This window comes from Tardiphaga sp. 619_E2_N8_4, from assembly GCF_051810905.1.
GTDB lineage: Bacteria > Pseudomonadota > Alphaproteobacteria > Rhizobiales > Xanthobacteraceae > Tardiphaga > Tardiphaga robiniae.
Window position 1 is genome coordinate 5,637,521 of sequence record NZ_JBPWQJ010000001.1, and the last position, 12,143, is coordinate 5,649,663.

Below are 12,143 nucleotides of genomic sequence, written 5' to 3' on the forward strand. Positions count from 1 at the left end.
GTGGGGACGATCATTCTGTTACAAGCGCAATCAACCTGCTGTTCAGAATGCCATTTTTGCATCCCTATAAGGTGCTTTCGCGGATTGGGCGTAGTTCGTCACCGCCCCTATCCGGAGGTTCGGAATCCAGTGTTGAGCAACGTCCGCTTTGCGCCAAAAGCGGTCTGTCACGGGACTAAAATCCGAGCGCAAGGCCGTCCTTCCGATGGTCCGATGCGCCAAGCAGGACGCCGCGGTCGCGGTCGATCTGGATCGCCTGACAACCTCCAATTCCGGCATCCGCCCACCTGATGCGATGCCCGCGTGCGGAAAGCTCGTTTTTCATCGCCTCCGGAATTGTGGTTTCCAGCTCCAGCATGCCGTCGAAAGCAAATGAGCGCGGCGCTTCCGCCGCTGCCTGGATATCCATTCCATGATCGAGCATATTGCAGAGGAAGTTTGCGTGACCACAGGCCTGATAATGGCCGCCCATCACGCCGAACGGCATCACCGCACGGCCGCTCTTCATCAACATCCCCGGGATGATTGTATGCATCGGACGCTTGCGCGGTCCCAGCGAATTCGGGTGGCCAGGCGTGGCGCGAAAACTCCAGCCGCGATTGTGTAGCAGCACACCCGACTTCCGCGCATAAATTCCGCTGCCGAACGGATAGAATAGCGAGTTGATCAGCGATACCGCGTTGAGGTCGCGGTCCACGACCGTGACATAAACCGTGTCGCGATGCTCAATGTCGTCCCAGCTTTCCACCGTGGAAGCTTTCGCCATGTCGATTTTTGCGCGGATGGCGGCGATGTAATCATCGGACAGAAAGTGCGATGCATCGACCGCATCCGTTACCGGATCGCAGAAATATGCATCGCGGGCACGATACGCCGCCTTGGTTGCCTCGGCCAGCAGATGAATGCGATCTGCCTCGGACAGATCACCCATGCTGTAGCCGGCCAAGGTGCGCAGGATCATCAGCGCGGCAAGACCCTGCCCGTTCGGCGGACACTCCATCACGTCGTGATCACGGTACGACGCCGAGATCGGCGTGACATATTCGCTGCGCTGGGCGGCAAAATCTCCGGCTTCATGCACACCGCAGAGCGAACGCAACGTCGCGACGATGTCGTCGGCAACCTCGCCCTCGTAGAAGCCCGCACGGCCTTCGCGCGCTATGCGCCGGAATGTGGTTGCCAGCGCAGGTTGGGCCCGCTTGTCGCCGACTGTCGGCGCCTCACCGTGCGGCAGAAACTGTGCTGCGGTGTCCGGAAGGCTCTCGACCCGGCTACGGAACGCTGCCCAGTCGGCGGCAACACGCGGCGTAATGCGAAAACCGTTCTCGGCTGCGTCAATGGCCGCCGCAAAAACCTCGGAAAGCGGCCTGCTGCCGTAGTCGGCGCTCAGCCTGCACCAGGCGTCGATCGAGCCGGGGACGGTCACCGCCTCGGGTGAGGTTGGCGGAATATCGCGGCCGCCCGCGTCAGCATATCGGCTGGCATCGGTCTTGGCCGGTGTGCGGCCAGAGCCATTGAGCGCAACGGGAGCGCCACCCTTCGGCGAATACAGTGCGAAGCAGTCGCCGCCAATTCCGGTCATCTGCGGCTCGACAACGCCTTGAACCGCAACGGCCGCCAGCGCCGCGTCAATGGCATTGCCGCCGGCCTTCAGCATTTCGACCGCCGCAAGCGTCGCCTGCGGATGCGAGGTTGCTGCCATGCCGCGTTCGGCGACGGCTACGGAACGGGCGACAGCCATGAAGTCACGCATGATGTTTCCTCATCAATAGATGGCTCGGATCAGCGAACCAACGTGGCGCGATCGATGGCCGAGCAGATCGGCCCAAGCGGATGGCTCACGATGCCTGAGATGCCGACCGTCAACAGGCCCAACGTAACCGCGAACGCCAAGCCGCCGGCGATTGTGATCTGCCTGGCCGCGGCATGACCTGTCGTAATATGACTGCGATGCACCGTGCAGTGACCGCGACCGAGATGATTTCGGCGGAGCATCGACAAGCCGGGAAGCGCTGCAAGCAGCGCCAGCAAACAGCAGATCATCGCCCCGGCCTCTCGATCATGACGATCAGGATTTGCCGCAGCATGACGAAGCCGTCGCAGCACCTGCAGTGTCCGCACTCAGCACGCTGCGTCCGTTGCGCTCCGGAGCAATGTCATTGGCCGGATTTGCAGCAAAGAAACCGTTCGGCTTCAGCATGAAGCCCGCATATTCCACTGGCATCACGGGAAAGTCCTCGGGCTTGCAGACATGGGTGTGGCCAAACGAGTGCCACAGCACGATGTCAGTGTTCTCGATATTACGGTTCTGCTCGATGTAATGCGGCAGGCCGTCCCCGCCAGCATGCACGTTCGGATAGTCGCCGCTGGCATATTTCTCCGCGGGATCGTAGGGCGTGACCCAGACATGCTTGGTGGCGAAGCCGCCGCGCTTGCGTACGAAGCTGCCTTCTTGCGCCAGCATCACCGGGCTCGGCGTTACGATCAGCTTGTAGCCGACGGGATTGCCGACGCTGTTCTTGCTGTTCGGATTGGTGACCTTCCAGTAACGCCCGCTTTGCCCGTCGGCGATGGCCGCTGCATCGCGTTCGCGCGACAGCGTCTTGCTCTTGAGATCGAAAGCATTGCCATAAGGGTTGTCCGTGCCCCATGGGCGCTGCGCGAATTCATGTTCAGTGACGGTGTTGCCGCCGCCATCGAGATCCATATGTATGCGCACATTGAAAAAATGCTGATGCGTGGGGCCGCCGAGATTGTCATCGACCATGCCGCCCCACGCATATTTCTCGCCGGGCATCACCGCCGCAGTCTGGATGATACCGGTGAGCTTGGCCTCAAGCTGAATGGTGCCGTCCTGGTAGAGATACCAGTAAAAGCCGTAGTCATAATTTCCGACGGTGGCGAAGAAGCTGATCACTAGGCGCCGCGAGCGACGCACCTCGAACAACCCGTTGCGGAATTCGTAGTGCTTCCAGAGGATGCCGTAATCCTCTTCGTGCATGCAGACCGCATTCTTCATCTCAAATGGCTGGCCCTGCTCGTCGGCCGCCGGGATATTGAAATAGTGGATGTTGCCGAGGCAGTCGCAGCCAAGCTCCAGCGCATTGGCGAGCATGCCGAGGCCATATTCGCCGGCATCGAAGGCCGACTTCCAATAGTGATTGGCGGTCGGGTCGGCGTAAGGCACCACCATTTCGGTGACGCTCGCGCGATGGATGATAGAACGCTTGCGATCTCCGTCCTGATAAGACAGCTGATGCAGCACCAATCCTTCGCGCGGCGTGAAGCCGACGCGAAAGCTCCACTTCTGCCAGTCTACCTTCCAGCCGTCGACCTTGAAGCTCGGCCCTTCCGGCTGCTCAATGTTCAAAGGCTTGATGTCGGTACGCGGATTAGTGTTTTCATGAGCGCCGTAGTTGCGCTTTTTCTTCGGGATCGGAATGACCTTGTCGTCATCCAGCAGATCGACCACCTTCTGATGGACGAGATCGACGACAGCGACGACACCTTCCACTGGATGTGCATAGGCGTTATCCTTGAGATCGTCGCGGAAGAATGTCACCGCGCGCAGGATGCGGCGCCCCCGTTCGAAGTCCCTATCGAAGAACCCCGACGAAAACGGATCGACCTGCGCCATTTCCATGTCCTTGTCAGACATTCCGCGGCGGCGCATGGCAGTGCGCCAGCCCTCATCTGCCTTGACGATCTGCTCGCACAGCATGAATTCGGCGATCATCACCGGCGGCTGGCCATAGGGCGCATCGGCATTGGGCAGCAGCTTGGTGTAAACGATGCGAGCCGCCGTCAAATCGACGATGAACTCCGTCGCAGCGCCAGTCTCGGATTCCAGCGCCACCACAAAAGCCAGTCGCGGCAACGGCGTACCTGTCGCATGACTGCGTAACTCGGCCTTGCTTGGCTCTTCCAGCCGTACGATCGGGAAGCGGCACCGCGGCGTGACCTTACCATTCGCCTTGACGAGATCGCAGGCGGCGCCGATCTCCTCCAGCGTCAACGGATCGAGCGGATGGATGGCGGCGACCACGGCATCGTTCTGGATTTTCTGCATCACCGTCATGACGACACTCCTGAAGGCGCATCGCGCCGGTAGGTTGGAAGATTATTGAAGACGCTCGCGGCCGGGCGCAGCAGCGAACAGCGCGCGGGTATAGGTATGTTGCGGATTGGCAAAGATCTCCGCGGTCGGACCGCTCTCGACGATCTCGCCGGATTTCATCACCATGATGCGATCGCAAAGTTCGCCGGCAACGCGCAGGTCATGGGTGATGAACAGCATCGCCAGGCCAAGCCGGCTGCGCAGGTCAGCAAACAGCTTCAACACCTGCGCCTGAACGGTGACGTCGAGCGCCGACACCGCTTCGTCGGCGATCAGTATCTGCGGCTCCGAGGCCAGGGCACGCGCAATGCAAATGCGCTGGCGCTGGCCGCCGGAGAATTCGTGTGGGAAGCGATGCATCACCTGCGGATCCATCCCGACCAGTTCGAGCAGCGCCGACACCTTTTCGCGTGCGACCTGCGGAGAGGCACCGAAATTCACCACGCCCTCGATCATCGACTGTCCGACCGACAGGCGTGGATTGAGCGAGCGATAAGGGTCTTGGAAGACGACTTGAATGTAGCGTCGGTGTGGCCTTAGCGTCTCATTGGAGACAGCGGCGATATCCGTGCCGAGCAGATTGATCTCGCCGGATGTCGGCTTCATCAGCCGTGCTACGCAGCGCGCCAGCGTCGATTTGCCGGAACCGGACTCGCCGACTACCCCGAGAATCTCGCCGCGGCCGAGCGTGAAGGCGGCATCGCGGACCGCATGGGTGACACGACCACGCCCGAATAAGCCACGATGACCATAGGTCATCTTCAGACCCTTCACCGCGAGCACATCGGGCGCCAGCTCGCGCGCGGACGTCGGGATAGTGATGCCCTTCGGCACGGAGTCGATCAGCAAGCGCGTATAGGCCTGGGCGGGATGCCCGAGCACCGCGTCGGCGCCGCCACTCTCGACCACCGCGCCCTTTTGCATCACCACCACCTGATCGGCGATGTCGGCAACCACGCCAAAATCATGCGTGATGAAGAGCACACCGATATTCTTGCGCTTCACCAGATCCTTGATGAGCATAAGGATCTGCTTCTGTGTGGTCACGTCGAGTGCCGTGGTGGGCTCGTCCGCGATCAGCAGCACCGGCTCCAGCAGCATCGCCATGGCGATCATCACACGCTGGCGCTGGCCGCCTGACAGCTGGTGCGGATAGGCATGCATCATCTGCGGTGCATTGGGCAGCAGCATGTCTTCCAGCGCCGCCAGCACGCGTCTATTGACCTCGGCTTTGCTCGGCCGAACGTCCGAGTGCCATTCGATGAGCTCGGCGAGCTGCTCGCGGACGGTCATTACCGGATTGAGCGCCGTCATCGGCTCCTGGAAGATCATGCCGATGCGGCTGCCGCGCAGCGCGCGCATGCGCTCTGTTGATGCGCCAAGCAATTCCTCGCCTAGCAGCTTAATCGAGCCTCCCACCGGTCTCAGCCCGTCAGGCAACAGCCCCATGACGCTGAAGGCCGTGACCGATTTGCCGGAGCCGGACTCGCCAACAACGCAGACAATGCCGCCCGATGGCACCGTGATATCGATATCTTTGACGATACGACGACCATCGGCCTCGCCGCTCAGGCCGACTTTCAAGCCGCGGATGTCGAGCAATTCTTCGCTCATTTCGGGCCTCCCACCGATCGGGCCAGCCGCGGATCGAGCATGTCACGCAAACCGTCGCCGAGCCGGTTGATGCCAAGCACCGTCAGCGCGATGCAGATGCCGGGAAACAACATCAGTCCCGGCCGCACCTGAAAATAAAGCCGCGCATCGGACATCATGTTGCCCCAGCTTGGAATCTCGTCGGGCATGCCGATGCCGAGGAACGACAGCGACGCCTCGATCAGGATTGCGGATGAGGCGATATAAGTCGCCTGCACGATCAGCGGCGCCATGATGTTCGGGACGATATGCCGAGCCATCAGCACCGGCAGCCGCGTGCCCATGCTGACTGCCGCCTCGACATAGGCCTCCTCGCGCACCGTGAGCACCACACTGCGCACCATGCGGGCAACGCGCGGGATTTCGGGGATCGCGATGGCAATGCAGATGGTGGTGATGGACGGTCCGAGACCGCCGATCAGCGCGATCGCCAGCAGGATGGCCGGAATCGCCATCATCCCGTCCATCATGCGCATCAGCACATTGTCGATCCAGCGCACCATGCCGGCGATCAGGCCAAGCAAGCTACCCAATGCGACGGCGATGAAGGCCACCGAGCCGCCGACGACCAGCGAGACGCGGCTGCCATAGACCAGCCGGCTCCAGATATCGCGACCGAGATTATCGGTACCGAGCCAATTGACCGCACTGGGCGGACGCAACCGCAAGCGCGGCTTGATGGCCGCTGGATCCACCGTCCATAGCCAGCTGGCAAAGATCGAGATCAACGCCAACAGCACGAGGATGCAGAGGCCGAACAGCACTGTCCTGTTGCGCAGCAGTCGGCCGGCGAAAGCGCGAATATTGATCGATGAGGTGGGTGCAGAGACCGTGATCGCGCTCATTGCTGACTGATCCTTGGGTCGAAGAAGGAATAGCTGAGATCGACCAGCAGATTGATCGCCACATAGGCGCTGCCGAATACGACGATCACGCCCTGGATCACCGGATAGTCACGCGCCAGCACCGAATCCACGACGAGACGTCCGAGGCCCGGCAGATTGAACACGCTTTCGGTCACCACGACGCCACCGATCAGCAACGCGATGCCGATGCCGACGATGGAGACGATCGGCACCGCCGCATTGCGCAGCGCATGCTTGAACACCACGATCCGCTCCGGCAAGCCCTTGGCCCGCGCGGTACGGACAAAATCCTCCGACAGAACTTCGAGCATGCTCGTGCGCGCCACGCGCGCGATCAGCGCGATATAGACGAGGCTCAGCGTCAGCGTCGGCAATGTAAGGTGCCAGAGAAACAGACCGAGCCCATCACTCAGCGGCACATAACCCTGCACCGGAAACAGCCCGAACTGCATCGAGAGAAGATAGATCCAGAAATAACCGATGGCAAAGGTCGGTACCGCAAAGCCCGTCACCGAGGTCCACATGGCGAAGCGATCGAGCCAGCCGCCGCGCCGCCATGCGGCGAGCACGCCGATTGGCACACCGACCACCACCGAGAACACGATCGTGGTGATCGACACGGCCACCGTCGGGCCAACGCGTTGGGCGATCAGCGCCGTGACAGGCTGGCCGGACACGATCGAGGTGCCGAGATCGCCATGCAACATGCGCCATAGCCAGTTCAGGAACTGCATCGCCAGCGGCTGATCAAGTCCGAGACGCGCTCGGATGGCAGCGATGGCCGCGGGATCGGCATTATCGCCGGCGAGCTGCGCCACCGGATCGCCCGAGGCGAAGCGCAGCAGCATGAATGCGATCAACGCCACCACCCCCAGGACGGGAATGACGGAGACCGATCGCTTCAGGAGGACGCCGGCGACTGCCATGCTCAGGCCGTCTTCTCGACGTTCCAGAACAGCGGCGCCGGTGCGGTGACGATGTTCTTGAGCGCCTTGCTGTGCGACACCGGCTGCTTGAACTGGCCACCGGGAATATGGGTCATCACATCATAAGCCCGCTTCTGGATCGCTTCGGCTACCGTCTTCTGGGCAGCGGCATCTGTCTCCAGCGCGAACTTGTTGCGCAGGCTTTCGATCTCCGTATCCTCCGGCCAGCCAAAGAAGCCGCCGGTCTTGCCGCGGGTGTCGAGCACTGTGCTGGCCAGTGGATTCATCAACTCGGTGGTCGTGGTGACCCAGTGGGTCATCGACCAGCCGCCATTCGCTGTCGAATCCTGCTTGACGCGGCGCGCCAGCAGCGAGCCCCAATCCATCGTCTGCACCTCGACATTCATGCCGATGGCACGCAGTTTTTGTGCAGTGACCGTGCTGGAGCCAGACAGCAGCGGCGAGTCGGTGCCCTGCAGCATCACCACCTTCTCGCCCTTGTAGCTGCCCTTCTTGAGCAGATCCTTGGCGCGAGCGATATCAGGCTTGGTGTTCCAGCCGACTTCGCTGGCCAGCGGCGTGGTGACGCCGAACATCGCTGCGGAGGCCTGATAGTAGTCGGGATTGCCTACCTGTGCGTCGAGCCAGTCGGCCTGGTCGCTCGCATACATGACGGCCTGGCGGATTTCCTGCTTGTTGAACGGCTCGCTGAGCCAGTTCATGCGCACCACCGACATGAAGCCGAGCGGATTGTAATCGGCCACGGTGACGTCCTTGGCCGCGATCAGCGACGGCAGCATGTCGTGCGGCGCGGCTTCGAGGAAGTCGATCTCCTTGTTGATCAGCGCATTCGCCGCGGTCTGGAAGTCCGGCATGCTGATCCACTCGTAACGGTCGATCTTCACAATCTTGCCGCCGGCGAGGCCGTCCGACGGCTCGTCGCGCGAGACATAGTCCGCATTACGCTCATAGACCGCGCGGCTGCCCGGACGGAATTCGGAGGTAACGAAGCGGAATGGGCCGGAGCCGACAAATTCGGTGACCGGCTGTTCCGGCGGCTGCGCGGCAAGGCGCGCCGGCATGATGAAAGGCATGATGCTCGACGGCTTGGCGAGCGTCTGTAGCACCTGGCCATAGGGCGATTTCAACACAAGCTGGAACGTGCGCTCGTCCACTGGCTTGAGTTCGGCGACGAAGGTCATCATTCGCGCGCCCATGGTGTCGCGCTTGGCCCAACGTTGCAGCGAGGGGATGACGTCGGCGGACGTCACCGGCGCGCCATCGTGGAATTTCAGCCCGGAGCGCAGCTTGAATGTATAGGTCAGCTTGTCGGCCGACACCTCATAGGTATCGACCATCTGCGGACGGATCTGGAATTTGGAGTCGGTGGAGAACAGCGTGTCATAGATGTTCAGGCCGTGATTGCGCCCGGTCCAGGCCGTGTTGATGACCGGATCGGTGGCACGCAAAGGCGCATGCATCACTGCACGGATAACCTTGCCAGACTGCGCACGCGCGATGCGCGGCATCATCCCGGCAGCAAGCCCTGCGGCACCTGCCTTGAGCAACGAGCGTCGGCTGAAATCATTGAACATGACGATCTCCGGGGCAATGGGAATTGAAATCGAAAGGACGATGTCGGACAACTACGCGGTCAGATGCGCACCGATGGCTCGGAAGGCAGCAAGCCAGCGATGATCGATCGCGATATCCATCGGACTGGGCTGGGCGGCGACCTTCACGATCACGGCGTCAGTCGATGGATCGACATGGATCCACTGACCGTGAATACCCACCGCCGCGAGATCGTTGCGCGCGGGATCAATCGTGTACCAGCAGGCACGGTAGCGGCCGTCTGGAAACACGAATGCCAGATCGCCGTCTTTCCAGGCCTGCTTGTCGCCGTTGGCATGGATGTCGTCGATCCACGCCCCCGGCACCACCTGCGTGCCATTGGCGATACCCCGCTGACGGATCATTTCACCGAACCGTGCGAGATCGCGCAACGTGGCGCAGATGCCCCCGGCCGAGCGTGACGCGCCATGGGTGTCGAGGGTGATATAGGCATCGTCCGCAGCCCCCATCGGCGCCCAGATATAGTCCGAGAGAATCTGCGCATAGGGCTTGCCGCAGGCCTTTTCATAGACCCAGCCGAGTACGTCCGTATTGGTCGAGACGTAATGAAAGACCTTGCCATGCGACCCGCCATTCGGCCGCAGCGTGGCGAGGAAGCTGCGCTGGTCGCCTTGCGCCGTTCCGTCCGGCAGCACGTCCCAGCCATTGCATAGCCGATACTTGACCACGTCGCCTTCGGGATCGTCGTAGTCCTCGTCGAACTTGATCGCCACGGTCATATCGAGCAGGTCGCGGACCGTGCAGCCGCCATAGACCGATGACGCGACTTCCGGGACATAATGCGTGACCGGCTTGTCGGGATCGAGCAGGCTGCGCTCGACCAGCACGCCGCCGAGCGTGCCACAGATCGACTTGCTCACCGAGCAGACCAGATGCGGCGTGTGCGGGGTCATGCCCTCGCCGTACCACTCGGTTACGATCTCGCCGCGATGCAGCACGACGAGGCCATCGGCATAGGTCTGGGCCAACGTCTCTGCGAGCGTTGTAGAGACGCCCTCGCCATAGGTGAATGCAAGGGCGCCGAGATCGCGAAATGCCGTCTTGAGCGGCCTTGGCGCCGCACCGCGCCGTATATCGGCGGTCGGCAACACCTGGCGGACATTGCGAAAACTCCACTGGCTGTAGGGATATTTGCGCCAGTTGAACCGGGTCACGAGCGCCTCAGCGGCGGGCGGAGCACCTTTCATGACATCGCTTGGCTTCATCGCATCCTCGCAGAACATGTCCGTCGCCCGGCATCAGCATTGATCCGGACGAGCGATCATCGGCGAGCATGCGAATTGACCGTTATCAAAAATCAGCAATTCTTGAGCGCCCCGCGGCTCACAGCGAGATGGCACGTCGCTTGCAAAACGGTCTTTCGAAAGATCAATCTATGTCTGGCACCGCCTGAATGGCTGTCCGGAGGGCCTGCATGTCGCTAAACGCCTCGGATCATTGGCTGTTTGCTGCGTCGAGCAACGATGTCGATGCACATTGCGCCAATCTCGGGCGCTGGCGGCTTGACTATGATCAGATCAGCGCCGGCGCGTTTCGCGGCAGTTTTGTCGAGGTGCGGCTGCCAGGTATCCAGGTCTTCCGCGAAACCACCAGCCAGCGTGTTCGCCAGTATGGACACCTCGGGGTCGATAGTTTCGGCATTGCCCTGCCCTGGCGCGCTGGCGACATCAACTTCAATGGCGCCTGCATGTCGTCCGGCAATATGATCGCGTGCTTTGATGCCGAAGTCGATATGTGCACCCCGCCCGAATTCGAACTGCGCGGGGTTGTGATGAATGCTCAGCTGCTTGAGGACACGCTGCAGGATATGCAGATCGAGCTGCCTGAGGGCATCTGGCACCAGCTGCGGGAATTGCGCACCGATCCCGTCGCTGCGCAACGTCTTCGCCAATTGCTGGAATACGTCCAGGAGATCACCGACGACAATCCGGCAATCCTCGACAATCCCGCAGCACGGCAGCAGCTCGAGGATAACCTGCTGACCGAGGTGATCGATCTATTACCGAACCTCGAGCCATGCGATGACCTCCGTAGTGGCGGCACCCGCAAGCGTCTCGTTGATCGGGCCTGCTCCCTCATGCTGTCCACGCCCGAACAGCCGATGACCATCCTCGACATCTGCAAGGGCGTCGGCGCCAGCCGTCGCAAGCTGAACTACTGTTTCCAGGACGTACTCGGCAGCAACCCCATCCACTATCTACGCGCCGTCCGCCTCAATCGCGTGCGCCGCGAGCTCAAGCACTGTGTAGACGAGCGGATCGGCGTCTATGATATCGCGGTGAAGTGGGGCTTCTGGCACTTCAGCCAGTTCTCGCAGGACTACAAGCGACACTTCACCGAACTTCCGTCCGAAACTCTGCGGCGCGCGCGTGCGGATGCAAATCTGGAACTAACTCGTAACAACTAGACCGATGTCCGCTTTGCGCCGAAAGCTGCCATTTGGCTATTCTGGAACGACTATGTCCTGGGTTCACGCACGCGAAACGCAACAGACTGCCTATCCAAGACGGCGACGCCAACGTTCGATCGATTCGACTGTAGTCCCGCAACGATGCAATCTCATCGTCGTATGCGTCGCCCTGGTCCGGGCATTCCCAATAAAAGGTTCTAGCAAGTCCTGTAGCTAGCCTCTCATGAAGAGCAGCTTTTGTCTTCCCTGATCCATTTTCATTATTGCCTGCAATTCGAAATGAATTCCCTGTTCGATGGCACAGGGAATTCGACGATTTTCCCCCTTTAATCCGCTGAATGGATGGGTCGAAAATGAACACCGGTGTCGAAAATCGCAAATTCCCTGTAAAATACCCTGTTTGCAGGGAATTGACACGGAGACAGGTGCGAACGGCACTCCCGCCCCAGCCAAGCAGTCCGGCCAAACGGCCGATAGCCCCAATTTGTCGAGAAAGGCCCGTATTGGGCGGCTTTTCAGGCGAGCGGGAAAGTCTC

The 12,143-nt window shown here is 61.0% G+C and carries 9 protein-coding genes; 2 read left to right on the forward strand and 7 right to left on the reverse strand.

Annotated elements, in window-relative coordinates; all coding sequences use genetic code 11:
• Positions 1–175: 175 nt before the first annotated feature.
• A complete protein-coding gene (ggt, locus tag AB8A23_RS26880; protein ID WP_439057587.1) occupies positions 176–1,753 on the reverse strand; it encodes a gamma-glutamyltransferase in 1,578 nt (525 codons plus the stop codon).
• A 54-nt stretch (positions 1,754–1,807) separates the two neighbouring features.
• Here ggt and AB8A23_RS26885 point away from each other — a divergent pair, with 54 nt between their 5' ends.
• Positions 1,808–1,930 (forward strand): hypothetical protein, encoded by a 123-nt coding sequence (locus AB8A23_RS26885; protein ID WP_256461200.1) that lies wholly within the window; start codon positions 1,808–1,810, stop codon positions 1,928–1,930.
• A 138-nt stretch (positions 1,931–2,068) separates the two neighbouring features.
• Here AB8A23_RS26885 and AB8A23_RS26890 read toward each other — a convergent pair whose 3' ends face one another.
• The 6 genes from AB8A23_RS26890 to AB8A23_RS26915 are packed head-to-tail and all read right to left on the reverse strand — an operon-like array spanning position 2,069 to position 10,402.
• A complete protein-coding gene (locus tag AB8A23_RS26890; protein WP_439057586.1) occupies positions 2,069–4,078 on the reverse strand; it encodes a primary-amine oxidase in 2,010 nt (669 codons plus the stop codon).
• A gap of 42 nt (positions 4,079–4,120) precedes the next feature.
• Positions 4,121–5,731 (reverse strand): ABC transporter ATP-binding protein, encoded by a 1,611-nt coding sequence (locus tag AB8A23_RS26895; protein WP_120288881.1) that lies wholly within the window; start codon positions 5,729–5,731, stop codon positions 4,121–4,123.
• The gene (locus tag AB8A23_RS26900) at positions 5,728–6,615 is read right to left on the reverse strand and encodes an ABC transporter permease (RefSeq protein ID WP_175368223.1); all 888 of its coding nucleotides are present in this window, start codon (positions 6,613–6,615) and stop codon (positions 5,728–5,730) included. Before AB8A23_RS26900 ends, AB8A23_RS26895 begins: the two co-directional genes overlap by 4 nt.
• A complete protein-coding gene (locus AB8A23_RS26905; RefSeq protein WP_175368222.1) occupies positions 6,612–7,562 on the reverse strand; it encodes an ABC transporter permease in 951 nt (316 codons plus the stop codon). Before AB8A23_RS26905 ends, AB8A23_RS26900 begins: the two co-directional genes overlap by 4 nt.
• A gap of 2 nt (positions 7,563–7,564) precedes the next feature.
• Entirely contained in the window at positions 7,565–9,157 is a 1,593-nt protein-coding gene (locus AB8A23_RS26910; protein ID WP_120289249.1) for an ABC transporter substrate-binding protein, read from the reverse strand.
• Positions 9,158–9,208: 51 nt separating this feature from the next.
• On the reverse strand, positions 9,209–10,402 hold the full coding sequence (locus tag AB8A23_RS26915) for a serine hydrolase domain-containing protein (RefSeq protein ID WP_120289247.1): 1,194 nt from the start codon (positions 10,400–10,402) through the stop codon (positions 9,209–9,211).
• A gap of 209 nt (positions 10,403–10,611) precedes the next feature.
• Between AB8A23_RS26915 and AB8A23_RS26920 the strand changes: the two genes are divergently transcribed.
• Positions 10,612–11,604 (forward strand): helix-turn-helix domain-containing protein, encoded by a 993-nt coding sequence (locus tag AB8A23_RS26920; RefSeq protein WP_439057585.1) that lies wholly within the window; start codon positions 10,612–10,614, stop codon positions 11,602–11,604.
• The last annotated feature ends 539 nt before the right edge of the window (positions 11,605–12,143 follow it).